Origin of the sequence: Allolucifera butyrica (genome assembly GCF_900476375.1) — a bacterium.
GTDB classification, from domain to species: domain Bacteria; phylum Bacillota; class Negativicutes; order Sporomusales; family UPPP01; genus Lucifera; species Lucifera butyrica.
Map to the genome: position 1 here is coordinate 88,622 of NZ_UPPP01000057.1, position 23,775 is coordinate 112,396.

Annotated in this window: 27 protein-coding genes and 1 tRNA gene; 5 read left to right on the forward strand and 23 right to left on the reverse strand. The window is 47.2% G+C overall.

Going from position 1 to position 23,775, the window contains the following annotated elements; genetic code table 11:
* Positions 1–27: 27 nt before the first annotated feature.
* The 10 genes from LUCIF_RS04245 to LUCIF_RS04290 all read right to left on the reverse strand — a co-directional run bounded on the left by LUCIF_RS04245 (position 28) and on the right by LUCIF_RS04290 (position 7,692).
* Positions 28–264 (reverse strand): acyl carrier protein, encoded by a 237-nt coding sequence (locus LUCIF_RS04245; protein ID WP_122626634.1) that lies wholly within the window; start codon positions 262–264, stop codon positions 28–30.
* A gap of 26 nt (positions 265–290) precedes the next feature.
* Positions 291–1,034, reverse strand: a complete 744-nt coding sequence (gene fabG / locus LUCIF_RS04250) for a 3-oxoacyl-[acyl-carrier-protein] reductase (protein WP_122626635.1) — start codon at positions 1,032–1,034, stop codon at positions 291–293.
* 1 nt (position 1,035) lies between these two features.
* On the reverse strand, positions 1,036–1,980 hold the full coding sequence (fabD, locus tag LUCIF_RS04255) for an ACP S-malonyltransferase (RefSeq protein WP_122626636.1): 945 nt from the start codon (positions 1,978–1,980) through the stop codon (positions 1,036–1,038).
* Complete coding sequence (gene fabK / locus LUCIF_RS04260; protein ID WP_370744731.1) at positions 1,977–2,864, reverse strand: enoyl-[acyl-carrier-protein] reductase FabK; 888 nt, start codon at positions 2,862–2,864, stop codon at positions 1,977–1,979. Before fabK ends, fabD begins: the two co-directional genes overlap by 4 nt.
* A gap of 52 nt (positions 2,865–2,916) precedes the next feature.
* Positions 2,917–3,933, reverse strand: a complete 1,017-nt coding sequence (locus LUCIF_RS04265) for a beta-ketoacyl-ACP synthase III (protein WP_207856950.1) — start codon at positions 3,931–3,933, stop codon at positions 2,917–2,919.
* Positions 3,920–4,942: a phosphate acyltransferase PlsX gene (plsX, locus tag LUCIF_RS04270; RefSeq protein WP_122626638.1), complete on the reverse strand. Its 1,023-nt coding sequence runs from the start codon at positions 4,940–4,942 to the stop codon at positions 3,920–3,922. The genes LUCIF_RS04265 and plsX overlap by 14 nt, the downstream gene beginning before the upstream one ends.
* A gap of 13 nt (positions 4,943–4,955) precedes the next feature.
* Positions 4,956–5,513: a transcription factor FapR gene (gene fapR, locus LUCIF_RS04275; protein WP_165865882.1), complete on the reverse strand. Its 558-nt coding sequence runs from the start codon at positions 5,511–5,513 to the stop codon at positions 4,956–4,958.
* A gap of 144 nt (positions 5,514–5,657) precedes the next feature.
* Positions 5,658–5,834 (reverse strand): 50S ribosomal protein L32, encoded by a 177-nt coding sequence (gene rpmF, locus LUCIF_RS04280; RefSeq protein ID WP_122626639.1) that lies wholly within the window; start codon positions 5,832–5,834, stop codon positions 5,658–5,660.
* Between the two features lie 36 nt (positions 5,835–5,870).
* Positions 5,871–6,383, reverse strand: a complete 513-nt coding sequence (locus LUCIF_RS04285) for a YceD family protein (protein WP_207856951.1) — start codon at positions 6,381–6,383, stop codon at positions 5,871–5,873.
* Between the two features lie 106 nt (positions 6,384–6,489).
* The gene (locus tag LUCIF_RS04290) at positions 6,490–7,692 is read right to left on the reverse strand and encodes an acetate/propionate family kinase (RefSeq protein WP_122626641.1); all 1,203 of its coding nucleotides are present in this window, start codon (positions 7,690–7,692) and stop codon (positions 6,490–6,492) included.
* 198 nt (positions 7,693–7,890) lie between these two features.
* Between LUCIF_RS04290 and LUCIF_RS04295 the strand changes: the two genes are divergently transcribed.
* A complete protein-coding gene (locus LUCIF_RS04295) occupies positions 7,891–9,165 on the forward strand; it encodes a nucleotidyltransferase (protein ID WP_122626642.1) in 1,275 nt (424 codons plus the stop codon).
* Here LUCIF_RS04295 and LUCIF_RS04300 read toward each other — a convergent pair.
* Entirely contained in the window at positions 9,086–9,910 is an 825-nt protein-coding gene (locus LUCIF_RS04300) for a patatin-like phospholipase family protein (RefSeq protein WP_122626643.1), read from the reverse strand. The genes LUCIF_RS04295 and LUCIF_RS04300 overlap by 80 nt on opposite strands.
* Before the next feature lie 110 nt (positions 9,911–10,020).
* Here LUCIF_RS04300 and spoVV point away from each other — a divergent pair, with 110 nt between their 5' ends.
* Complete coding sequence (gene spoVV, locus LUCIF_RS04305; RefSeq protein WP_122626644.1) at positions 10,021–11,271, forward strand: dipicolinic acid transporter SpoVV; 1,251 nt, start codon at positions 10,021–10,023, stop codon at positions 11,269–11,271.
* A 23-nt stretch (positions 11,272–11,294) separates the two neighbouring features.
* Here the strand turns inward: spoVV and LUCIF_RS04310 are convergent, their stop codons facing one another.
* The 3 genes from LUCIF_RS04310 to rsmD are packed head-to-tail and all read right to left on the reverse strand — an operon-like array spanning position 11,295 to position 12,832.
* A complete protein-coding gene (locus tag LUCIF_RS04310) occupies positions 11,295–11,750 on the reverse strand; it encodes an ATP synthase subunit B family protein (protein ID WP_122626645.1) in 456 nt (151 codons plus the stop codon).
* A gap of 30 nt (positions 11,751–11,780) precedes the next feature.
* A complete protein-coding gene (gene coaD, locus LUCIF_RS04315) occupies positions 11,781–12,263 on the reverse strand; it encodes a pantetheine-phosphate adenylyltransferase (protein WP_122626646.1) in 483 nt (160 codons plus the stop codon).
* Between the two features lie 2 nt (positions 12,264–12,265).
* On the reverse strand, positions 12,266–12,832 hold the full coding sequence (rsmD, locus tag LUCIF_RS04320) for a 16S rRNA (guanine(966)-N(2))-methyltransferase RsmD (protein ID WP_122626647.1): 567 nt from the start codon (positions 12,830–12,832) through the stop codon (positions 12,266–12,268).
* A gap of 117 nt (positions 12,833–12,949) precedes the next feature.
* On the opposite strand from rsmD, the gene LUCIF_RS04325 reads away from it, so the two are divergent.
* Both LUCIF_RS04325 and LUCIF_RS04330 read left to right on the forward strand, forming a co-directional pair.
* On the forward strand, positions 12,950–14,632 hold the full coding sequence (locus LUCIF_RS04325) for a DUF4127 family protein (protein WP_122626648.1): 1,683 nt from the start codon (positions 12,950–12,952) through the stop codon (positions 14,630–14,632).
* A gap of 99 nt (positions 14,633–14,731) precedes the next feature.
* Positions 14,732–14,808, forward strand: a tRNA-Pro gene (locus tag LUCIF_RS04330).
* Positions 14,809–14,873: 65 nt separating this feature from the next.
* Here the strand turns inward: LUCIF_RS04330 and fusA are convergent.
* The 9 genes from fusA to LUCIF_RS04375 form a co-directional block, all read right to left on the reverse strand.
* On the reverse strand, positions 14,874–16,955 hold the full coding sequence (gene fusA, locus LUCIF_RS04335) for an elongation factor G (RefSeq protein WP_122626649.1): 2,082 nt from the start codon (positions 16,953–16,955) through the stop codon (positions 14,874–14,876).
* Between the two features lie 501 nt (positions 16,956–17,456).
* Complete coding sequence (locus LUCIF_RS04340; protein ID WP_122626650.1) at positions 17,457–17,654, reverse strand: FmdB family zinc ribbon protein; 198 nt, start codon at positions 17,652–17,654, stop codon at positions 17,457–17,459.
* A 4-nt stretch (positions 17,655–17,658) separates the two neighbouring features.
* A complete protein-coding gene (locus tag LUCIF_RS04345; RefSeq protein ID WP_207856952.1) occupies positions 17,659–18,168 on the reverse strand; it encodes a cob(I)yrinic acid a,c-diamide adenosyltransferase in 510 nt (169 codons plus the stop codon).
* Position 18,169: 1 nt separating this feature from the next.
* A complete protein-coding gene (gene ndk, locus LUCIF_RS04350) occupies positions 18,170–18,586 on the reverse strand; it encodes a nucleoside-diphosphate kinase (protein ID WP_122626651.1) in 417 nt (138 codons plus the stop codon).
* A gap of 44 nt (positions 18,587–18,630) precedes the next feature.
* Positions 18,631–19,707: a M42 family metallopeptidase gene (locus tag LUCIF_RS04355; protein WP_122626652.1), complete on the reverse strand. Its 1,077-nt coding sequence runs from the start codon at positions 19,705–19,707 to the stop codon at positions 18,631–18,633.
* 189 nt (positions 19,708–19,896) lie between these two features.
* Positions 19,897–20,271: an adenosylmethionine decarboxylase gene (speD, locus tag LUCIF_RS04360; RefSeq protein WP_122626653.1), complete on the reverse strand. Its 375-nt coding sequence runs from the start codon at positions 20,269–20,271 to the stop codon at positions 19,897–19,899.
* A gap of 172 nt (positions 20,272–20,443) precedes the next feature.
* Positions 20,444–21,310 (reverse strand): zinc metalloprotease HtpX, encoded by an 867-nt coding sequence (gene htpX, locus LUCIF_RS04365; protein ID WP_122626654.1) that lies wholly within the window; start codon positions 21,308–21,310, stop codon positions 20,444–20,446.
* 98 nt (positions 21,311–21,408) lie between these two features.
* Positions 21,409–21,849 carry a type II toxin-antitoxin system RatA family toxin gene (locus LUCIF_RS04370; RefSeq protein ID WP_122626655.1) on the reverse strand — a complete coding sequence of 147 codons (441 nt, stop codon included), beginning with the start codon at positions 21,847–21,849 and terminating at the stop codon, positions 21,409–21,411.
* Between the two features lie 21 nt (positions 21,850–21,870).
* The gene (locus LUCIF_RS04375) at positions 21,871–23,124 is read right to left on the reverse strand and encodes an aminotransferase class III-fold pyridoxal phosphate-dependent enzyme (protein ID WP_207856953.1); all 1,254 of its coding nucleotides are present in this window, start codon (positions 23,122–23,124) and stop codon (positions 21,871–21,873) included.
* Between the two features lie 360 nt (positions 23,125–23,484).
* Here LUCIF_RS04375 and LUCIF_RS04380 point away from each other — a divergent pair.
* Positions 23,485–23,775, forward strand: a 291-nt coding sequence (locus LUCIF_RS04380; protein ID WP_207856954.1) for a helix-turn-helix domain-containing protein, incomplete at its 3' end; no start/stop codon positions are given.

Genomic DNA, 23,775 nt, shown 5'->3' on the forward strand with positions numbered 1-23,775 from the left:
TTTCTTTTTGCTCAGGTAATAAATTAATTAACCCTGTTTTTCCGCGTCTATGTATCCGACAGCGTCTTTAACGGTTTTGATTTTTTCAGCCACTTCGTCAGGAATCTCAATATTAAATTCCTCTTCAAAGGCCATAATCAATTCAACGATATCCAGCGAATCAGCGCCCAGATCATCAATAAAGGTGGAATCCATAGCAACGTCGGCTTCATCAACACCAAGTTGTTCTACTACGATTTCTTTTACCTTCTCGAAAGTTGTCATACTATTCACCTCCTTCCAAGACAGATTTACATTACCATACCGCCGTCAACATGTAAAGTCTGCCCTGTAATATAATTTGCCGATTCCGATGCCAAAAACAGCACACAAGCAGCAATATCCTCAGGCGTTCCCAATCTGCCGAGCGGTATTTTGCCGGCTAATTCATTTTTGACCTGTTCCGGTAAAACACCGGTCATGTCGGTACTAATATAGCCCGGTGCAATAGCATTCACCGTTATATTACGGGATGCCAGTTCTTTAGCCATTGATTTCGTAAATCCGATTACGCCTGCTTTGGCAGCGGCATAATTAGCCTGCCCGGCATTGCCCATAACGCCGACAACGGAAGTCATATTAATTATTTTGCCACATTTTTGCTTCATCATTACACGGGATACCGCTTTTGTACAGAGAAAGATCCCTTTTAGATTGATATTCATAACCGCATCCCAATCTTCTTCTTTCATCCGCATTAAAAGATTATCCCGGGTGATCCCGGCATTATTAACCAGAATGTCAACACGTCCGAAAGCATCCAGCGTTTGCTTAATCAGGTTTTCTACCGCCTGAGAGTCACCGACATTTCCCTGCACAAGAATTGCCTGTCCACCAATGGCCACAATCTGTTCTTGCGTTTGTTGCGCCGCTTGCAAATTGCCGGCATAATTAAGAACAATTTTCGCTCCGTTCCTGGCCAGCTCAATAGCGGCTGCCCTGCCGATTCCTCGCGAACCGCCGGTAACAATTGCCACTTTACCATCTAAAAGCATTTTAACGAACCTCCTTGAAATAATCAAGGGTTTTTTCTAAAGACGCCATATCTTCCACGTTTAATGCCGTAACCTCTTTAGCAATTTTTTTCGTAAATCCGGTTAAAACCTTTCCCGGTCCTACTTCAACAAAGGTATCGGCACCATAATTTACAATCTGAGCCACACAATCTTCCCACAAAACAGGACTGGCCGCTTGTTCAACCAGAGAAGCTTTGATTGCCTGCCCCTGGGTTACAATTTGACCGTTTACATTCGCGACAACAGGAATTGTTGCGTCACGAACAGCCACTTTTGCCAGCTCGGCTCCTAATTTTTCCGCCGCCGGTTTCAGCAGGGTACTGTGAAACGGTGCACTGACAGGCAGCATAACTGCCCGCTTGGCTCCGGCTGCTTTTAACTGTTCTGCCGCTTTTTCCACCGCCGCCGTTTTACCGGCAATGACAATTTGACCCGGGCAATTAAAATTAACCGCCTGAACGACCCCGGACTCCGCTTGGACCTGGTCACAGATTTCCACAACCCGGCTGCGCTCAAGTCCCAAAATGGCCGCCATACTTCCCTCGCCCAGCGGAACGGCCTCTTGCATATACTGCCCGCGCTTACGGACCAGTCTGACCGCATCGGCAAAAGACAACGCGCCTGCAGCAACCAGAGCGGAATATTCCCCTAAACTATGCCCGCCCGTAATCTGAGGCAAAACCCCATGTTCCTTTAGAACCTCATAACATACAACACTCACCGTCAAAATGGCCGGCTGCGTATTAAACGTCTTGCGTAATTCCTCTTCTGGCCCGTTGAAGCATAGCTCGGTAAGGGAAAAGCCTAATGCCTCATCGGCTTGTTTAAAAACGGATTTAGCCACATCATAACGGTCATACAATTCCTTTCCCATTCCTACCGCCTGCGACCCTTGCCCCGGAAAAACAAATGCCGTTTTGCTCATGCTTTATTCCCCCCTCTTAGCCGTTCAAAAACCTTGGGAATATCGTTTACAATCTCTTCCACAATCTCCTTAACCGGCTTAATGGAATCAACCAGGCCGGCAACCTGACCAATCATAACCGAACCGTATTCCACATCCCCGTCACGGGCGGCTATTTTCAGTTTCCCCGCTCCCAGGCGGTCCAACTCCTCCGGTGACGCGCCACTCCGCTCCAGTTCGGCAAATTCCCGCGTTAATTTATTAGCGATAACACGAACCGGATGTCCGGTGGAAAGTCCGGTAATCACGGTAGAGCGTTCCTTGGCCCGCAAAACGGTTTCTTTATAATTCGGATGGGCTATGCATTCGACCGACGCAACAAAACGGGTACCAATCTGAACTCCCTTGGCCCCCAGGGCAAAAGCAGCCACCATGCCCCGGGCATCACCAATTCCACCGGCAGCAATCACCGGAATGGAAAGGGCATCCACAACCTGCGGCACTAAAGACATGGTTGTTACTTCCCCGACATGCCCGCCGCTCTCCATTCCTTCGGCAATCACCGCATCTACACCAACCCGCTCCAACCGTTTCGCCAAAGCGACGGAAGCAACGACAGGAATCACTTTACTGCCAATTTCTTTCAGGGCCGGAATATATTCCCCAGGATTTCCCGCTCCGGTCGTAACGACGGGTACCCGTTCCTCAACCACAACTTGCATTACTTCTTTTACAAAGGGTGACATTAACATAATATTAACGCCAAACGGTTTGTTGGTTAACCTTTTTGTTTTATGTATTTCTTCCCGTAAAACCGCCGGCGGCATATGGCCTGCGCCGATAACGCCCAAGCTGCCGGCATTGGAAACGGCAGCTGCCAGTTCCGCAGTCGCCACCCAGGCCATTCCTCCCTGCAAAATGGGATAATCGATACCCAATAATTGGCATAATTCATTGTTAAGCAATCGTCTTGTCCTCCTTGCACCATTTTAAGACACAGGAAGCCCACGTTAAACCGGCACCGAATCCAACCAGCACGGCGACATCCCCGTTTTTAATTTTACCGCTTTTTACGGCTTCATCCAGAGCGATCGGAATCGAAGCCGCCGAAGTATTCCCATATTTATCAACATTAATAATGACTTTCTCAATAGGTAATTTCAATCGTTTGGCTGCCGATTGAATAATCCGGATATTGGCCTGATGGGGCACTAAATAATCCACATCTTTAGAACTCAGGCCAGCCGATTCCAGTGCTTTAACCGCCGCCTCACCCATAACCTTAACGGCAAACTTGAAAACTTCATTGCCATTCATATGAACAAAATGTAAGCGCTGCGAAACCGTTTCCGCCGAGGCCGGTAACCGGGAACCTCCTGCCGGCAGTTTTAACAGGTCCCCGCCGGCACCATCCGCCCCCAGATGAGCCCCAATAATGCCGCAACCGGCGTCAACAGCCCCCAAAACGGCAGCACCGGCGCCATCACCAAACAAAACGCAGGTATTTCTGTCTGTCCAGTCTAAAATGCGGGACAGCGTTTCCGCACCAATAACCAAAACCTTTTTGTACAAGCCCGCTTTAATCATCTGCGAACCAACAACTAAGGCATAGACAAAGCCGGAACATCCAGCCGTCAGATCAAAGGCTGCCGCCTTCGATGCCTTAATTTCGGCTTGAACCAGACAGGCTACCGACGGAAAGGCCATATCCGGCGTAGCGGTGGCGGCAATAATCAAATCAATTTCTTCACCGGCAACCCCCGCATCAGCCAAAGCCTTCTGAGCAGCCTTGACAGCTAAGTCGGAGGTTGCCATATCCTCACTCACGACTCGCCGCTCACGGATGCCGGTGCGGTCTACGATCCATTCATCCGACGTATCAACTATTTTTTCAAGATCTTTATTCGTGACAATCTTTTCCGGAACGTAACATCCCAAGCCGATGATCCCGACTCCATTCTCATTCATTTCCATTCGTGATAATTCCCTCCTTGGCAATGTTTTCGCGGATATGATCAACGACTCGAGTTTCGGTAAACTCCTTGGCAACGCGGATTGCGTTCTTTATCGCTTTGGCCTTTGAACTGCCATGACAGATTATACAACCCCCGTCCACACCCAAAAGCGGCGCCCCGCCATATTCCGCATAATCCAGCTTTTTTTTCAGCCTTCTCAGGGCCGGTAAAATCATGAGTGAAGCAACCTTAGTAAGAAAACCACTGCTTTTTATTGCGTCTTTAACCAGTTGCATAATTGCACTGGCCAGTCCTTCGCCGAATTTTAGCACGATATTCCCGACAAAACCGTCACATACGACAACATCCACGGTTCCCTTGGAAATATCACGACCTTCCACATTGCCGATAAAATTTATTGTATGAGACTGTTTTAACAATGGATACGTGCTTAAAACCTGCTCATTGCCTTTTGTCTCCTCTTCACCGATATTTAACAATCCTACGCGCGGGTTCGGCATTCCTAAAATGTACTCGGCATAAATCGAACCCATAACGGCACTCTGCAGCAAATGTTTCGGCTTGCCGTCCACATTGGCGCCGGAATCAAGCAAAACAGTCGTGCCGGTAAGATTAGGAATCGGTGTGGCTATAGCGGGTCTTTCAATCCCTTTAATTCTTCCGAGTCCAAACAGCGCTGCCGCCGAAGCCGCCCCGGTACTGCCCGCCGATATCACTACATCGCAGTTTCCTTCCTTTACCAGACGGGTGGCAACAACTACGGACGCATCTTTTTTTTTGCGGACAGCCGCTCCCGGATGTTCATGCATTTCAATAACCTGGCTGGCATGGTGGACGGAAATCCCCAACTCCTGCCAATTTTCAAATTCATTCAGAGAATGCATTATTTTATCCTGGTCTCCAACCAGTATAATTTCACATTTATATTCTCTGGCTGCTTCCACCGCCCCGAGAACAACTTCTTCCGGCGCATAATCGCCTCCCATGGCATCAACAGCAACCTTCATTCATAATCTCCCTTCACGATTCCAATGAAGCCATAATAAATTTGGCACGAAATAATTCGTGTGCATCGTTCCTAGTTTTTACCCAAATAAAATATTTATTGCCTCTTTTTTTGACTACCTCCGCTTTCGCGATTAACTTCTCACCAACATGAGCCGGCATTTTAAACTTGATGTTGGCAACCCCTGTCACCGCGGCGGGGGCATCAATCACGGCGAGAGCAAGCGAATTGGCTTGAGCAAAAATATAATGGCCTTTTACAACTTTCGTTTTCTCAAACACCATATCCGGTGTTATACTCAAAACAGAAATACCGCTCTTTCCCAATTCAAGGTCAATTAGCTCACCAATCACTTCGCCGCTCGCAATTGCCTTGAGCTTGGTCCGCGCTTCTTCCGCCATCTGCTTGGTTCGCTCGCGAAGTTCCGGGATTCCCAACTCCAAACGGTCCAGCCGGACGGTCTGGACGCTAACCTCAAGTACCACCGCCAGCTCTTCATCAGTCAGAAACGGTGTTTCCTGTAATTTTTCTTTAAGTAATTCCTGTCGTAATCTTTTTTGTGCTCGCGCCATTATAATCACCTAATTTTATAAACAAGTACTAATACCAATTCTTAGTAATTATTATAGCCACTTACTCTTAAAGTTGCAAGAAAAAAAATAATGAGCAAGATCATAAGGGTTAATTGCCCTATATCTTGCTCAGCGTTAACAAATTTATTCTACTTTTACAACAACCTTGCCGTTATAATGACCACATTCAGGACAAACGCGGTGCGGCAACTTCATTTCGTGACATTGCGGACATTCTACCAATCCGGGAGCCGTTAATTTCCAATTAGCGCGGCGTTTATCACGGCGCGATTTCGACATTTTACGCTTAGGTACTGCCATATTCCTATCCACCTCCTTAACGGGAATTGACCAATATTACTTATGTTCCAAAAAATGCTGCAAAGCGGCCAGTCTCGGGTCAATATCATTCCGTTTACAAGAACATGCCTTCACATTTAAATTGGCGCCGCATTGTGAACATAACCCCCGGCAATTTTCCGAACATACGATTTGCAATGGTTCGGCAAGAAGCAGGCTCTCACGGATTAAATCCGTCAAGTCGAGTTCATCCCCCTGGAAATAAGCTACCTCCGCCTGGGGGTCGTCCGTTTCATTACGCGATTCCTGATATTCATCTTCAAAAGGAATTTCCAGAGTCGTAAAAAAAGGTTCCAGGCAGCGATTGCAAGGGTACTCCGCCCTGGCGTAAATCGTCCCTTCCACCTTGAATCCGGGTCCCAAATTAATAACCTGGCCTTTGACGGTTATATCCCCGTCAAAATGATCCTGTTCACCAGGGATGCCAAGTTCTCCGGCTGAAGCAACAAATGAAAATGATTTATGAGATCCAACCTGTGTTTTAATTGGCAAAAGATTAATTTTCATCATTTTCCACCCCAACCTTCATTTATTATAGCGATACCCTTATAGTTTGTCAAGAAATCTCAAAAACTAAAAAGGTAGAGGCGAAAAAACCGCCCCTACCTGCGAATTACTACACCAACCCGGCGCAAATGGTTTTTGTATCCCGGGCAATCACCAATTCTTCATTCGTAGGTATAATGAAGATCTTAACCTTTGCTCCATCCACACTAATTTCCTGGGCTTTGCCGCGCACATTATTCTTCACCGGATCAATTCTGGTTCCCAGAAACTCAAGGCCATTACAAATCTTATCCCGCATGCTGGCAGAATTTTCACCCAGTCCGGCGGTAAAGACAATGGCATCGGCTCCACCCATAGCGGCGGCATAGCTGCCAATATATTTGCGAACTTTGTAGGCGAACATTTCCAGGGCCAGTTGAGCCCGGTCATTGCCGGCGACAGCGGCTTCTTCAATATCTCTAAAATCGCTGGATACGCCGGATACCCCTAATACACCCGATTTTTTATTCAAATAGCTGTCAATTTGGTCCGGTGTCATTCCTTCTTTTTTCATAAGGTACGGAATAATAGCGGGATCGATTTCACCGCAGCGCGTCCCCATAACCAGCCCTTCCAACGGGGTAAAACCCATGCTGGTATCGACCGATTTGCCAAATTTTACGGCGGCAATACTGGCGCCATTTCCCAAATGGCAAGTAATAATCCGTAAATTGGTAAGCTGTTCGTCCATCAACTCGGCAGCCCGCTGGGAAACATATTTATGAGACGTACCGTGAAAGCCGTACCGTCTCAAGCCGTATTTCTCATAAGCTTCATAAGGCAGTCCATATAAAAAGGCATGTTTCGGCATTGTTTGATGAAAAGCGGTATCAAAAACACCGGTTTGCGGTACGCCGGGTATGAGTTCCGCACACGCTTCGATTCCCAGAATATTAGGCGGATTATGTAACGGCGCCATTTCGATACATTCATCCAGCGCTTTCATAACTTCCGGCGTGATTAACACGGAATCGGCAAATTTTTCGCCGGCGTGCACGACCCGGTGCCCCACGGCGGCAATTTCTTTCATGCTGCCGATAACACCGTGGTTGGCGTCTGTTAACGCTTCCAAAACCAGTTTAATTCCAATGCTGTGGTTTTTAATGTCGGCATTAATCACTGCTTTCGGTTTGCCGGCCGGCTGATGAGTCAGAACAGACCCCTCAATGCCGATCCGCTCAACCAGACCTTTGGCCAGCACTGATTCATCAGTCATATCAAAGAGCTGATACTTAATCGAAGAACTGCCGCAGTTCACGACTAAAATTTTCATTATGAACCCCCCTGTGAAAACTTAAAGTTATGGTTAGACCATTAGACCATGAAGCATCTTATTCGCCATAAGTATTATTTTCCCTGCAAAATGAAAAAGCATTGTACAATATTTCCTTTTTCTCGCACGGAAACGGCAGGATTTTGACTTATTTTGTCCAAAAAGAAATAGACGCAAACAGCGGAGGGAAAACCGATTATGCAGGCAGTTGGAATTATTGCAGAATATAATCCTTTTCATAATGGCCACCAGTGGCAAGTCGCCAAGGCAAAAGAGCTATCCCGTTGTCCTTATGCAATTGCCGTTATGAGCGGCCACTTTGTCCAGCGGGGCGAACCGGCTATAATCGACAAGTGGCAGCGAGCCGCCATGGCCGTATCGGCCGGTGTGGACCTGGTAATTGAGCTGCCTGTCGTATTTGCCGTACGCAGCGCCCAGTACTTTGCCGCAGGCGGAATCCGCCTGCTTCATTCTCTAGGCATCGTCAGTCATGTCTGCTTCGGCGCGGAATACGCCGATTTGTCCGCTTTAACCAAAGTAGCCGGGGTAATGCAACAGGAACAAACGTTACAGGATTTGCGTTATAATTTGAAAACAGGTCAGTCCTATGCGGCTGCCTTGGGAAAAGCTTTGCAAAAACACGCCGGTATAAATATAGATTTTGTAGCCTCGCCAAATAATATCCTGGCTTTTGAATATTTACGGGCGATAAAACAATTTGCCCCCACGCTGGTGCCGGTTCCCGTACAGCGTCAATACGCACCCTATCACGCTAACCGGTTGACCACACCTTTTGCCAGTGCGACCGCCATTCGCCAAACCGTTCTTACGTACAAAGAGGAAAAGGACTTGATGGCGCTGTTGACCGGTGTGATGCCGCCATCCAGCGTACATATTCTGCTGGACAAGCTGCAGCAAGGCTGCGGCCCCGTTACGTTTGACCGTTTTTCCGCCATCCTGCTGCATACAATTCGTACCATGCCCCTTGATCAATTACAGCAGTTGCCGGATGTAGCCGAGGGATTACATTATAAAATTAAAGAAGCGGCGCTTAGGGCAACGAGCGTCTCTGAACTGACCGGGTTAATCAAAAGCAGGCGTTACTCTTTTTCCCGCATACAGCGAATCCTAATGCATGCCCTATTGGGAACAACACAAGCGCAATTAATCTCCTGCGACCAAACCGGTCCGCTTTACATCCGTGTTCTTGCTTTTAACAGGAACGGGCGCAACTTATTGAAACACATCACGTCAAAAGCTGTTCTGCCCGTCATAATCAAAACAACCGGTTTTTTGAACAGTAAACAGCGAAATAGTACCCTTGATCTTTCTCCCCTGCAATCCATGCTGGCCCTGGATACGCTGGCCAGTGACAGCTATGTATTCGGTTTTCCTAACCCGGACTGGCATACCGGGGGTTGGGACTTTCTCCACTCTCCTGTCTACATTCCGTCGACTCCAATAAGTACTTAATTTGCGGCAGGGCCGCTTCCGCCACCCGTTCACCGATTTCCAGACATTCATCAATAGCCTCAAACGAACTTGGTGAAATATGCGCCACATCGGGCTGGAGTAAAACATCACAGCATTCCTGCCGTTGTTTCAAAAGTTCCCGTTCCATAATATCAATGGACTGGATAATGACATCAAACATATTGGTAATATTGCAAACTGTGCCGGCATGAGCCAGATCGACGGCAATCACAATATCCGCGCCCATCTTTCGCACCGCATCCATTGGCGTCGGATTTAACACCGCCCCGTCAACCAGTAACATCCCGTCCAGTTCAAAAGGAATAAAAATACCCGGCACGGAGATACTGGCCCGTACAGCCTGAGCGACATTCCCTTCCGTAAAAATAATTTCCCGTCCATGATTTAATTCCGTGGCAACGACAGCCAGGGGAATCGTTAATTCGGCAAAACTTTTCTGCCGGGTCAGCAAACGCATCATTTCTAAAATTCTTTCCCCGGCTACAATTCCCATTTTGGGGATGCTAAAATCCAGCCAATGCCGCCGCTTCAAATTTTTCGCCAACTTAACGATCGTCTCCGTATTTAGGCCGGATGCATATAAGGCGCCAATCAGACTGCCAATACTGCAGCCGGCGATATAATCAACCGGAATTTTTTCCCGTTCCAAAACATTTAATACGCCAACATGCACCAACCCGCGCAGCCCGCCCGAACCAAGTGCCAATCCGATTTTGGGTCTCATCTGATCACACTCTCCCGTAAAATTTTATCATCCGTCATTTAGTTATATTACCTCGGCCCCCTCAATATATATATTAGCAAACCGCCTGGGATAGAGGAGGAGATTGCTGTATGAAGATTTGGGGCAGGGGCAAACGCTATCGTTCCCGGCTACTAGCATATTTTATGGCATTTGGTACCGTATTTATCACTATCGCTATGATAGTATATCCCAAAGATGCATTTGACTCTGCCATCCTGGGATTAAATTTGTGGTGGAATGTTGTCTTTCCTTCTTTATTGCCTTTTTTTATTTTATCCGAAATCTTAATGGGATTCGGCGTTGTGCACTTTATCGGCGTCTTACTGGAACCGCTTATGCGCCCCCTGTTTAATGTTCCGGGCATTGGAGCTTTTGCCATGTCTATGGGGCTGGCTTCCGGTTATCCCATGGATGCGGTAATTACCTGCAAATTTCGCAAAAACCAGATGTGTACCGCCGTGGAGGCAGAGCGTCTGCTCTCCTTTACCAATACGGCCGATCCCTTGTTTATGTTTGGCGCAGTAGCCGTCGGCATGTTTGGCATGCCGGAATTGGGAGCCACCATTGCCTTAGCCCATTATTTATCCAGCTTTCTTGTCGGTTTTATTTTCCGTTTTCACGGACGCAGCCGCGACAGCCACAAACCTTCCCTTGCCGTCTCGCAGGGAAATATTTTGCTACGGGCTTTACGCGCCTTATATAATGCCAGGCAGGAAGACAAACGCTCCACAGGACAGCTATTGGGAGATTCGGTGCGTAACTCCATGAATACCATTTTACTAATCGGCGGGTTCATCATTCTCTTCTCCGTATTTTTGCGCATTATTTCCGTTGCCGGCTTAACCACGCTGCTAACCGGTATGTTCGCCACCTTCCTAAATGCAATTGGCTTTCATAGCAGCTTAGCCTCATCCATGGTTAGCGGTCTTTTTGAGATTGACTTAGGAACCTTGGCGGCCAGTCAAGCCAATGCCCCCCTTATTGAAAAAGTGACAATGGCCAGCGCGATTATTGCCTGGAGCGGTTTGTCGGTTCACGGTCAGGTAGCAAGCATCGTCATTGAATCGGGAATTCGTATGGGCCCCTATATGGTTGCCCGCCTGTTACACGCAATTTTGGCCGGTCTTTTGACACTGTTCTTTTTGGGCCCCGCCCATGTTATGACTAAGAGCTTAAGCGTTCCGGTTATGTTCAATATGAGCGGTACCAATACGCTTACTTTTTGGATTACCCGGATGGAGCAAATGGGGCAGCAAGTTCTTTGGCTCATGGGAATATTAATTTTACTATCCGTAGTGTGTCAAATCTTACTGGGGATCATAAGTTATGCAAAAAGATAAGGAGCTTAATGCTCCTTATCTTTTTACTCATTTTTCTTCGCTTGCTCTAAATTGGCATGGCCAAGCCGGACGATCTCCAGCGACTTTTCCAAACTCGACTCCAACTGATTAAATACATCACCGGCATAGGCAACGGCATCACTTTGTAAATCTTTAGCCATTTTACGGGCCTGGACTACAATCTCATTGGCTTGCTCCTGCGCTTGCTGGGTTATAATGTTCTCATCCGTTAACTTGGCAATATAACCTTTGGCCTGATCAATAATATTTTGGGCCTGATTCTGCGCATCCTCCAAAATACGCTGTCTTTCCTTCACTATGCGGTTGGCCTCCATAATTTCATTGGGCAAAGCTTCCCGCAAGTCATCCAGCAAACGGGCCCAATCGTCTTCCTCCACAATTCTTTTATTGGTTAAAGGAAGACGCGCCGCATCCAGCAAAGCATTTTCCATTTCGTCTAATATCTCTTCAATTGTCATACTGTACCTCTCCCGCTTTCTAAAATTGCCTCAAATCCCCGCTAACCGCTGCACGATCTTGTCTTCGGCACTGACAGGAACCAAGCCGGTAATGGAGCCGCCGAACATAGCCAGTTCTTTGATTCCGCTCGAGCTGATACAGGAATATTCACTACTGGTCATAATAAAGACTGTCTCCATAACCGGGTCTACTTTTTTAATAAGCAGCGCCCGCTGAAACTCATATTCAAAATCACTCAGCGCTCTTAGCCCCCGGATAATAATATTCGTATCTTGCTGCCGGACATAGTCCGTTAATAATCCGGAGAATCCATCCACTTTAATGTTCGGAATATGAGCGGTAGCCGCTTCCAGCATGGCAACGCGTTCTTCCATGGAAAAAGACGGCTTTTTATTCGGATTTTGAAAGACAGCAACAATTAACAAATCAAACATTTTACTGGCCCGTTCGAAAATATCAAGATGGCCGTTGGTAACAGGATCAAAACTTCCTGGACAGACAGCAATTCGCACAGTTAACCCTCCAGCGCGCTTTTGTATAACAAAAAACTAACTAATGTTTCGCCATATTTTTCCGTCCGCAAAATTTGAAAAGACGGTAACTCGGAGTTTATCATTTCATGCCTTGAATGTTCAATGATCAGCATGGCTTCCGGATTCAATATCGTATAAAATGCCACTTTTTCGAGCACTGCCGTTATCAGACCCTGGTTATAGGGCGGGTCACAAAAAATCAAATCAAAGCTCCGCCCCGTTTGACTCAATTTATCAATTGCCTTAAATACATCATTTTTGTAAATTTCGGTCCGGTCAGCTAACTTCGTGCGTCTCGCATTCTCTTTAATCAAAGCCACACTCTGCAAGCTTTGGTCGATAAATACGGCTTTTTCCGCTCCCCGGCTGAGCGCTTCCAGACCCAAATTACCCGTTCCGGCAAACAAATCCAAAACCGAGGCATCAATAATACGACTTCCGAGAATACTGAACAGAGACTCCTTTACTCTGTCGGCAGTAGGACGGGTTGCATTACCGGCAGGTCCCTTTAAAATAACACCTTTGGCAGTTCCAGTTATAATTCTCATACAAGCCTCACAATTCCATTCTATATTTTAACACATTTTCACTAAAGTAAATAGTAATCGACAGAATCCTCCTTAATTTTTAGCAAATTTCTCGCAAATTGTTATCGAGGTGCCATAATGCTGAAAAAAATTATCGTCTTTATTTTTTTATTTCTCGCCGGCTTGACGATTATTTTTCCCTTTGGCAAACACACCGGCAGGCATACCGGCATAACCCAGTCCGTCTCCCCGGCTCAGAGCACCAAACCTATGAGAATTCTGCTAATGCCCCTTGACAGCAGACCTGCCTGTACTCAATTCGTTCAGCAGCTTGCCGGCTTGGCGCAGGCAACCATTATTATGCCTCCCGCCGAACTCATGGATTCCTATACACGACCGGCTAACCGTCCGGCTTTGCGGGAATGGCTTTCCCGCAATTGCCCCAAGGCTGACGCCGCCATCGTTTCGACGGACATGCTCATTCACGGAGGACTGTTGGCGTCTCGCCTGCCGGTTGGTACGGAAGCTGACCGGCAGGCGGCAATAAATACTCTGGCCGCGATCCATCAAGACAATCCCCGGCTCCCGGTCTATGCTTTTACGATCATCCCCCGGCTCATTATTGCCGATAACCGCAGCAATGGCTTGTACCGTGATAAAATGCTGCGTTACTCCATTTTAAAAGACGAAATCGCCTGTTTTGAAAATCCTTTGGATATCGCCGAATTCAGCAATTTAGAAAAACAACTGCCGTCCCGCCTGTTGAACCGCTATCTGACAATGTACCAACAAAATACGCTGACTAATTTACGCTTGGCCAATATGCTGAAAAACCAGCTTCTTGCCGGTTTAGTCGTAGGACAAGACGACAGTCAGCCCTTTGGCATTCCCAATATTAACCGGGAAATCATCCAGCACTATCTGGACCAAAGACCACAGTTGGCAAATTCCCTATTCATCACCCGCGGTACCGACGAAGTGGCAGTCACCCTGCTTGGCTATAGTCTAATGAAAAATTACCGGCAGCGGCCGCGAATTAAAGTAATTTACTCCCAGCCAACAGCGCCGCAACAAATTATGCCTTACATGCCGTGCTCGGTAGCTCGCTGTGTAGAGGAAAAGATCGCTTTAATCCGGGGCATACAAGTGGAAAATCCTGCGGAAGCCGATTTTATCCTCTATGTTCATATAGGAACTCCAACGACTAACCACCGGGATTTACTAACCGCTGCGCAGGAAGTCCAATCCCTCTTACAACACGGTTATAAGGTAGCCCTTGTTGATTTGGGAGAAACCTTTCAGGCATCGGAAACGCTATTACCCTATTTACTGTCGGTGCACGCCGATATTGCCCGGTTAATCGCCTATGCCGGCTGGAATACCGCCAGTAATTCCATTGGAACCGCGCTGACACAAGCCGCTATTTTTTCCCTGGCATTAAAAAGAAGTCCTGATTCAGCCGCAACATTATTATTATATAAAAAAAACCTGGAATTTTTAAGTAACCGTATTTTAGAAGACTGGTACTATCAAAAAAATACCGAGCCCCGCATTAACAAAAAGCTGCGGGAACTCGGCATTGACCCCAATCATCTTGACGAACATTACGAACCAGTACAGGCACAAATTCAGTCTGAGATGGCGGCAAATGCGCAAACCCTGTTTCAAACCGCTTTTTATCAGCGGCCTTTTCCCATACAGACCACCGCCGGCGAAAAAAAAGTAGTTATAACATCCCTGACCCTTAAAACAGAGCTGCCTTGGCCACGAACATTTGAACTTCGCCTGGAACCCCGGCTCTCACTCTCTGAATGCCGGTAAATTTTATAAATTTCTCAGATTAGATAAAAATAAAAAAAACAGCAGAGATAGGTTGACAGAAAGAAGTATCCTGTGTATAATTAATAACTGTGATGTCAACGGGGCGTAGCGCAGTTTGGTAGCGCGCTTGGTTCGGGACTAAGAGGCCGCAGGTTCGAATCCTGTCGCCCCGACCATTGTTTATAATGTTGAACGTAAAAAAAGCAGCAATCCGGATAAGCGGATTGCTGCTTTTTTCTTCTTATTCTTCTGTCTTTTCCTTTTTATAACTGGCAATGATGTTTTCGGCAATCCGTTGCGGCACATCTTCATAGTGATCAAACGTCATATCAAAACGGCCCCGGCCTTGAGTCATAGACCGTAAATCAATGGAATACCGCAATACTTCGGTCAAGGGAACCTGCGCCCTAACAACACCCAATCCTTTACCGACCGGTTCCATCCCTAAGATACGTCCGCGTCTGCTGTTAAAATCGCCGATAATATCGCCCATATAAGATTCCGGCACGGTTACTTCTACGGAATAAACAGGCTCCAGCAAAACCGGTTTCGCCTGCAACGCTCCCTTTTTAAAAGCCGAAGAAGCGGCAATCTTAAAAGCCATTTCCGAAGAATCCACATCATGATAGGACCCGTCAAACAAATTCACCTTAATGTCCGTTACCGGATAGCCCGCCAGTACACCATTGGACAATGCATCCCGGATTCCTTTCTCAACGGCGGGGAAATACTGCCGGGGCACTGCGCCGCCGAAGATACTTTCACTAAATTCAAAGCCGCCTCCCGGAGCCACGGGATCCATTTGCAGCCAGACATGTCCGTATTGTCCGTGTCCGCCGCTTTGCTTTTTGTGTTTATATTCCACCTTCACACTGGAGCGGATCGTTTCACGATACGGGATTTTAGGCTCACTTAACTTTACGTCAATCCCAAATTTCCGCTTCATTCTCTCTACGATTACGTCCAGATGCAAATCACTAAGACCTTTTACCAAGAGCTGATGGGTCTCATTGTTTTTTTCGAGCTGGAAGGTTGCATCCTCATCTACCATACGGTGAAGACTATTGCCAAGTTTATCTTCGTCTCCTTTATTTTTCGCCTCAATACTCATAATAAACATAGGTTTGGGATAGCTGACGGGATCAAATAAAATCGGGTTGTCTTTATCGCACAGCGTATCGCCCGTAGCAGCCTCTTGTAATTTCGCCACTACAACAATATCGCCGGCATTAGCAACGTTAACCGGGTCCTGCTGCTTACCGCGCAATGTAAAAATGCTGCCGATTCTCTCCGTTTTTTCTTTGGTCGCATTATATAAGCTGCTATCCGGCTTAATGGCGCCGGAAAAAATTCTAATAAAGCTCAACCGGCCTACAAACGGGTCCGCCGTGGTTTTAAAAACCAGCGCTGAAAAAGGGTCTGAAATGTTGCGTTCTATCGTTTCCCTGGTTGCAGGATGCCCCCCGGAGGCAATTTTTTTCTCCGGCGAAGGAAGATACATCGCAACGGCATCCATTAATTGCCGGACTCCAATATTTTTGTAAGCCGATCCACATAACACCGGACAAAACGAGCCTTGAGAAATTCCTTTTACAAGACCCCGTTTTATTTCTTCATCTGTCAGTTCTTCTCCATCCAAATATTTAGTCAATAATTCGTCGTCTGTTTCCGCGGCCGCTTCAATCAGAGCCAGTCTTGCTTCTTGTGCCTGCGTTACCAGGTCGGAGGGGATTTCTGCTTCAGAGTATTGTATTCCCTGACTATTGGCAGGGATGTACGCTTTCATTGTAACTAAATCAACAACGCCTTTAAACGTATCTACAGCACCAATTGGCAATTGAAGCGGCACAATGGTCCCGCCCAATTTCTCTTTCATACTATGGAGAACTCCCTGAAAATCAGCGTTTTCACGGTCCATTTTATTTATAAACGCTATGCGGGGCAGACCCAAATCAGCGGCATAACCCCAGACTTTTTCCGTCTCTACTTCCACTCCGGCCGCAGCACATAATACAACGACCACACTTTCCACAGCCCGCAATACTCCTTTTACCTCGGCAACAAAATCGGCATAGCCGGGAGTATCAATAAAATTCATTTTATTTTCATGCCATTCACACGGGGCCAACGCGGCACTAATCGTGACTTTTCTTTTCATTTCTTCCGGTTCAAAATCGGTAATTGCCGAGCCGTCGTCTACCCGGCCCAGCCGGTTGGTTGCTCCGGCATTGAATAAGAAAGCCTCGCTCAACGATGTCTTCCCGGCTCCGCCGTGAGCAACGATCCCTACATTTCTTATCCTGTCACTTTTGTACTCTTTCAAAATCTGTCCCTCCTCTGGCAAATTTCCTGTCCACACAAATCCTGCATAGTGTGAAAATTTAATTTTTACAATTCTCTGTCAACTGTAAATTTTCCTGCTTTTCAGGCGATTTGTGGTTAATTTATTGATTATTATATGGGTATATATCCCTTTTATACCAGCTATAGCTAAGAAAAACCGCTGACGCGTTTTTCGGCTCTTGGCGCAGGGCTCGGGGCGCAGGGAAACTATCTGGGAATCATTTTGGGCGAATAATCCAGGCAGAAGGATCGTCTTGTCATAAGCGGAGGTTAATAAAAGGACTGCCTCCGCAGAGGCAGCCTTTTAGAACCGTATTTTATTTTCTATCATCACCGGCAAAAGACGCGTACAATTCTACGCAGCGGTTTCGGGACAACCATACTATAGATTCTTATTTTCACCGCTCTCGCCCCCTTGCTACTTAACACTATGTAATGCTCGTTATAGTATATGTGGCACCCCATAAGAGCGTGTCGTTTTTTACTTGCAACTGCCGCAATTTTTCCCCGAACAGGACCCGCAGCCCGAACTGGACCCGGCACCATTAAAACGGGAAATCATTTTCTCCAAATTATCCGCTTTACAGTTAGGGCAGGTAACCGCTCCCCGCCAGTTTACCGGACACAATTGTTCAAACGATTCACCGCAGTTTTTACACGTAAACTCATAAATCGGCATAATTTCATCCTCTTTCCTGGCTTTCCATGCGTGATAAGACAAAACACAAGTCCGATAAACGGTTTAAAACAATCCGCACCTGCTCGTTTACCGGTTCCTCATGGGATAATCTAAGAACACACCGCTCGGCCCGGCGGGTCACGGTGCGGGCTAAATCAAGCGCCGCCGCTCCCGGCGTATCTCCGGGAACAATAAAATGATTTAACGGCGGCAATTTCGCGTCAAAATGATCAATCTGTTGCTCCAAAGTAATACTATGTTCGGAATGAACAAAGGACTTTCCGGCATCCTGACTGGCAATTTCCGCCATAAGCAACATTAATAGCTTTTGCAAATTGTGAATCGTTTGACGTACTTCCGTGTCGGTGCATAGCGCTCTGGCCATGCCTAAAGCGGAATTTACCTCATCAACCGTTCCATAGGCTTCCACCCGCAAACTATCTTTGGACACCCTTTGCCCGGTTAAAAGACCGGTTGTACCGTCATCGCCCGTCTTCGTATATACTTTCACCATTTCACTTCAACACCTCATGCTCGCCAAAAAAAAGGCTAATTTCCCGTTTAGCGCTTTGCACACTGTCCGAGCCGTGAATCACATTCCGGCTCATAGCAAGGGCAAACTCGCCGCGAATCGTACCGGGGGCCGCTTCAACCGGGTTGGTGGCTCCCATCATGGACCGGACTACTTTAACCGCACTTTCTCCCCTGACAACCATGGCAACCAACGGACCCGAAGTAATAAAATCCACTAATCCCGCAAAAAACGGTTTACCGGTGTGTTCCTCATAGTGTTTTTCCGCCTGAGCCCGGGACAAACGCAGCATTTTAAGTCCGGCAATTTGCAACCCGCGCCGTTCAAACCGGGCGATAATCTCCCCGGTCAGGCCGCGGGCAACCCCGTCGGGCTTAACTAAAACCAAAGTTTCCTCCATAAGCATCTCCCCGCAATCATTTAATTTTTATTAGGCACTGAAAATCAGTTTTCCGTCAGCTCTTTATAGACAGACTCGTCTACTTTTTTCACAACTCCAAGCAGCAACTGCACGGCCGCCTCATAATCGTCACGGTGAATAACACTGTTATGACTATGGATATACCGGGTGGGAATCGACAGTACCAGGCTGGGCACGCCTTGAGAATGAACATGGATTTTCCCTGCATCCGTACCGCCGCCTTCCATAAAATCCAACTGAAAGGGAATGTGATTTTCCTCGGCAACCCGGATTACAAAATTACGAAGTTTAGTATGAGGAACCATGCTGGAATCGTATATGGAAATGGCTACGCCCTTGCCCAATTTGCTTGCCGCCTGATCTTCCGTTATCCCCGGTGTGTCACCGGCAATACAAGTATCCACTGCAAAAGCGATATCCGGATTTACCGTACTCACGCTGGTTTGAGCGCCCCGCAGACCGACTTCTTCCTGCACCGTTCCTACCCCAAACACCACATTCGGATGGAGCTCATACTGTAATTTTTCCATTACGTCAGCCATAACGGCACAGCCAATCCGGTTGTCCCATGCCTTGGACATGAGGTATTTCTCATTCGCCATCACGGCAAACGTGCTGGAGGGAACGATCGGGTCTCCCGGCCGGATGCCAAAACTTTCTTTGGCCTCTGCCTCGCCGGCAGCGCCTACATCGATAAACATTTCCCTTTTTTGCACTACCTTTTTGCGCTCTTCCGGGGTCAAAATATGGGGCGGTTTACTGCCAATCACACCGGGCAGTTCACCGCGGGAAGTGAAAACAGTGACCCTTTGGCCAAGCATAACCTGTTCCCACCAGCCGCCCAGCGTGGCAAACTTCAAAAATCCCTCTTTGGTAATTGATTTTACCATAAAGCCGATCTCGTCCATATGACTGGCCAGCATAATTTTAGGGCCCGGTTGGGAACCTGCTTTCCGGAAAATAACACTGCCAATCTTGTCATGGGAAACTTCGGCAATATTCCCCAGCTTAGCCGTCAGCAAGGCTTTCACTTTTCCCTCAAAACCGGACACACCCGGTGCTTCCGATATTTCCTGCAGCCATTGCAAAGTTTTGTCCATAGGCAATATTACCTCCTTTTAATATAGCTTAGTCTGCGGCAAAGAATAATTTACTATCCATTACCATTATATGGACAGCTACGGCAACTGTCAAAAAGTAAAAAAAATTCCATGACGGCAGGTATGCTGTCATGGAAACTAATGAATCACGTCTTTCCGATTTACAACCAGGAGAATAAAAACCCCTCCTTAAGATACTTTTTGCGCATTTAGTTCCTTTAATTTACCACGCTGAACTTCTGTCGAATCTACTTCCGTTGCCTGAAGACTTTCCACCAGATAATGGCAGGCATCCCATGGATTCACCCGATCACCGCAAGTGAACACATCAATTGCCGCGTACCTTAACTCCGGCCAAGTATGAATCGCCAGATGCGACTCAGATATGACTACCACTCCACTAACTCCCTGTGGGCTGAACTTGTGAAAAGCCACTTCCCGTACTTCGGCTCCCGCTTCTAAAGCAGCATTCACCATTACGGTCTCAACTTTCTCCACATCGTTCAGGATATTGGCATTGCAGCCATAAAACTCTGCCAGAATGTGGCGACCTAAGGCGTTCAACTCATCATATACCTCCTTTAAATATAAAATCAACCAAATAAATTTTAACAAATCAGCAGGGAAAGTCAATATATATCTTTCGGCTCTTGGCGCAGAGCGCAGGGCGCGGGCAAATCCGTCTGAAAATCATATAAAAAACAGCCACTATTATTTTTTAGTGGCTGTTAAAAAATTACCGTATCTGCTTTGCCAGTTCCTGCAAGCGGGCAACCCGCTGTGTTGTCGACGGATGCGTACTAAACAGGCTCATCATCCAGTCTCCGCCGCCGCTGAATGGATTGATGATAAACAGATGCGACGTGGCCGGCGTAGCGTCCGGCATTACGCGGTGCTGGGCATAGTGCTCTATCTTTTGCAAAGCACTGGCCAAAGCCAGCGGATTGCCGGACAGTCTGCCGCCCGATTCATCGGCCATATACTCCCGTGACCGGGATATGCCAAGCTGGATCAATGTTGCCGCCAGCGGCGCCAGTACAATCAGGAAGATATAGCCCACAATTCCGCCGGCTCCGTTATCATCATCATTGCTGCGGCCGCCCCCGAAAAGAGCCGCCCACTGGGCAATATGCCCGATCATGGTAATGATCCCCGCAATGGTTGCTACCACGGTACTAATTAGCGTATCCCGGTGTTTCACATGGGATAATTCATGCGCCATGACTCCTTCCAGTTCTTCATAACTGAGAGCCCGCATAATTCCGGTAGTTGCCGCAACCGCAGCATGCTCGGGGTCTCTGCCGGTCGCAAAGGCATTCGGCACATCCGTATCGATAATATACACCTTCGGCATAGGAATCTTGGCTTTCTGCGCCAATCCCGCAACCATACGGACCAGATCCGGCGCCTGTTGCGGCGTAACTTCCCGAGCCCCGTACATACTAAGCACAATTTTATCGCTAAACCAGTAACTGGAGAAGTTCATCATCATCGAGACAAAAAACATGATCGTCATACCTTTGGTGCCGCCGAAAAAGTCTCCCACGGCCAAAAGCAGTCCCGTCAGTGCTGCTAATAACACAGTCGTTTTTAATGTATTCATTTTGCCACCTCCGTAGCTGTACTAATCGAATAATCTCTTATCTTAGTATCTCTTTTCCGCAACTCGTCCACATCACCCCTTTCAAGAAAAAAATGGTATTAAGCAGGCATTTCCACTTTTTCCTTAATTGCATTCAGCATATTTTCGCTATTTAACCGTACCTTCTTTTTTAAAATCGGATTCAACAAACCGGCAATCATGGGAATTCCAAACTCAAAATCCACGGTTAATTTAATTTCCGTTCCCCCGTCAAAAGGCGTCAATATCCACTCTCCCTGGAACTTTTTCAAATCCCCCTCGATTTGCTGATAGGCGATATGCATATTTTCATCATCAAAAATGTCTTTTTCCGTCCATTTGATAATACGGCCGTCAACGTTGGATACCCATTTTGTTACCGTCGTATTTTCTGTCCGTTCCATCACTTCCACACTGACTAAATCAGGCATAAATTCAGGATATTTTTCCATTTCCTTCAATAAAGGATATACTTTTTGCCGTTCGCAGTATACCGGCAATGATACTTCGACATATGGCATAGGTTTTTCCTCCTTAACAAATCATAATTCATCAATCATGTCGTGTGCGGTTGCCACTCCCTTGGCAAGAATGGCAATGACTTTATTTATATTTTCCTCGGTAATCATTAAAGGCGGTTCAATCCGGATGACTTTCGGATTATTCAGGGTATATGCAACCAAAACACCCTGCGCAATCAATTCGGACATTAACAGGCCGCCAATCCCTTCCTTGGTAAGTTCCAACCCGATCATCAGGCCTTTTCCCCGCACCGTCTGAATTACGTCAGGATAGCGTTCCCGGATCATTTGCAGCCGGCTCATAAAATAGGTTCCCATCCGGGCGGACCGCTCGACCAAATGTTCCTCCTGAATCGCCTGGATTGCCGCGACAGCCGCCGCACAGGCCAGCGGATTGCCGCCAAAAGTGGTAGTATGCAAAAGAGGACTGACAATATATTTATCCCATACCTTTTCCCGGGCTGTAAAGGCGCCGATAGGCATAACGCCGCCACCAAGCGCCTTGGCCGTGGTCAGAATATCAGGCACAACCTGCTCGTGCTCGACAGCAAACATTTTTCCGGTTCGTCCCAGCCCGGTCTGTACTTCATCACAAATCAACAAGGCGCCGTGCTTGTCGCAGAGGGCTCTCACCGCCGCCAAATAGCCGGACGGCGGTACGATAATGCCGCCCTCTCCCTGAATCGGCTCAAGGATTACAGCCGCCGTATCCGCATCAACAACTTGCTCCATTGCCTCAATCTGACCGAACGGAACATGCACAAAACCCTCCAGCAGCGGCTGAAACGGCTCGCGGAACATATCCCGCCCGGTAGCGCTAAGAGCGCCCATCGTTTTGCCATGAAACGAATTCAGCGTGGCAACAATTTTGGTGCGGCCCGTATGAATGCGGGCCAGTTTTAAAGCGCCTTCCACCGCTTCCGTGCCGCTATTGACAATAAAACTATACCGTAAATCTCCCGGTGTTATATCGGCCAGCAGGGCCGCCAGGTCGGCCATGGGTTTGGAAAAAAGTACCTTACTGGATAAAGGCATGCGGTCAATTTGCTCTTTTACCGCCGCAACCACCTTGGGGTGACGGTGACCCAGGCTGAACACGCCGTATCCTCCCAGGCAATCAATATATTCCTTGCCGTCAATATCTTTGATAATATCTCCTGCCGCTTCCCATTCTATGGTTGCCAACCCCATAAACCGGAATAGCCTGGCCATGGAAGGATTAATATAGGTTTCATACCGTTCTATGGTTTCACTAACAAGCTGATCCCGCTCCACTTTGATTCCTCCCGACAAACAATTTTTGGTATCTTTTTCTATTTATAGCATTCGAAATCCTTTTTTATGCAAATAAACAGAGACTCTCCCGGTTGTCAGGTTCACATATGCAAAAAAGAGACCATTTGGTACGCTTATACATACCAAAGGTCTCGCTTATTGGCTTTAAACCAACGGCCGCGCCAGATGCCCATGCATCGGTTGTTGACGCCAACCCTAGCAAGCTACTCCCCTTTTGGAATCCCTTCAATTTTATTATAATTTTATCTTGTATCTCTGTTTTTGTCAAGCACTCCGCTGGCTTACTGTGTTTAACTTGTGATAATGTCACCTTGTAGATTATCGCGATAAAATGTCACTATGAACAACGAGGTGCATTATCAATTGTCCCAAAAACAACTAAACAGGTACACCATATTGCAAAAGCTTGTTGACGGAGATTTTACCCTTGCACAGGCTGCATCTAGTCTAGGCTTAAGCAATCGCCAGGTAATCAGATTAAAGAAAGGATTTATCCAGGAAGGGCCTGCGGTTCTGATTCACAAGAACACGAATTGCAAGCCTGCTCATGCACTCGGTGACGAGCTCGCGGCTAAAATCATTTCTCTCAAACAGTCCGAGCTGTACCGGGATGCTAACTTCCTACACTTT

Bases quoted from the DNA above. Each gene is read 5' to 3' on its own strand.
- LUCIF_RS04245 (WP_122626634.1), bottom strand. From the start codon at position 264: ATGACAACTTTCGAGAAGGTAAAAGAAATCGTAGTAGAACAACTTGGT.
- fabG (WP_122626635.1), bottom strand. From the start codon at position 1,034: ATGCTTTTAGATGGTAAAGTGGCAATTGTTACCGGCGGTTCGCGAGGA.
- fabD (WP_122626636.1), bottom strand. From the start codon at position 1,980: ATGAGCAAAACGGCATTTGTTTTTCCGGGGCAAGGGTCGCAGGCGGTA.
- fabK (WP_370744731.1), bottom strand. From the start codon at position 2,864: ATGGCCTGGGTGGCGACTGCGGAACTGGCAGCTGCCGTTTCCAATGCC.
- LUCIF_RS04265 (WP_207856950.1), bottom strand. From the start codon at position 3,933: ATGGAAATGAATGAGAATGGAGTCGGGATCATCGGCTTGGGATGTTAC.
- plsX (WP_122626638.1), bottom strand. From the start codon at position 4,942: ATGAAGGTTGCTGTTGATGCCATGGGAGGCGATTATGCGCCGGAAGAA.
- fapR (WP_165865882.1), bottom strand. From the start codon at position 5,513: ATGGCGCGAGCACAAAAAAGATTACGACAGGAATTACTTAAAGAAAAA.
- rpmF (WP_122626639.1), bottom strand. From the start codon at position 5,834: ATGGCAGTACCTAAGCGTAAAATGTCGAAATCGCGCCGTGATAAACGC.
- LUCIF_RS04285 (WP_207856951.1), bottom strand. From the start codon at position 6,383: ATGATGAAAATTAATCTTTTGCCAATTAAAACACAGGTTGGATCTCAT.
- LUCIF_RS04290 (WP_122626641.1), bottom strand. From the start codon at position 7,692: ATGAAAATTTTAGTCGTGAACTGCGGCAGTTCTTCGATTAAGTATCAG.
- LUCIF_RS04295 (WP_122626642.1), top strand. From the start codon at position 7,891: ATGCAGGCAGTTGGAATTATTGCAGAATATAATCCTTTTCATAATGGC.
- LUCIF_RS04300 (WP_122626643.1), bottom strand. From the start codon at position 9,910: ATGAGACCCAAAATCGGATTGGCACTTGGTTCGGGCGGGCTGCGCGGG.
- spoVV (WP_122626644.1), top strand. From the start codon at position 10,021: ATGAAGATTTGGGGCAGGGGCAAACGCTATCGTTCCCGGCTACTAGCA.
- LUCIF_RS04310 (WP_122626645.1), bottom strand. From the start codon at position 11,750: ATGACAATTGAAGAGATATTAGACGAAATGGAAAATGCTTTGCTGGAT.
- rsmD (WP_122626647.1), bottom strand. From the start codon at position 12,832: ATGAGAATTATAACTGGAACTGCCAAAGGTGTTATTTTAAAGGGACCT.
- LUCIF_RS04325 (WP_122626648.1), top strand. From the start codon at position 12,950: ATGCTGAAAAAAATTATCGTCTTTATTTTTTTATTTCTCGCCGGCTTG.
- LUCIF_RS04340 (WP_122626650.1), bottom strand. From the start codon at position 17,654: ATGCCGATTTATGAGTTTACGTGTAAAAACTGCGGTGAATCGTTTGAA.
- LUCIF_RS04345 (WP_207856952.1), bottom strand. From the start codon at position 18,168: ATGGTGAAAGTATATACGAAGACGGGCGATGACGGTACAACCGGTCTT.
- ndk (WP_122626651.1), bottom strand. From the start codon at position 18,586: ATGGAGGAAACTTTGGTTTTAGTTAAGCCCGACGGGGTTGCCCGCGGC.
- LUCIF_RS04355 (WP_122626652.1), bottom strand. From the start codon at position 19,707: ATGGACAAAACTTTGCAATGGCTGCAGGAAATATCGGAAGCACCGGGT.
- htpX (WP_122626654.1), bottom strand. From the start codon at position 21,310: ATGAATACATTAAAAACGACTGTGTTATTAGCAGCACTGACGGGACTG.
- LUCIF_RS04370 (WP_122626655.1), bottom strand. From the start codon at position 21,849: ATGCCATATGTCGAAGTATCATTGCCGGTATACTGCGAACGGCAAAAA.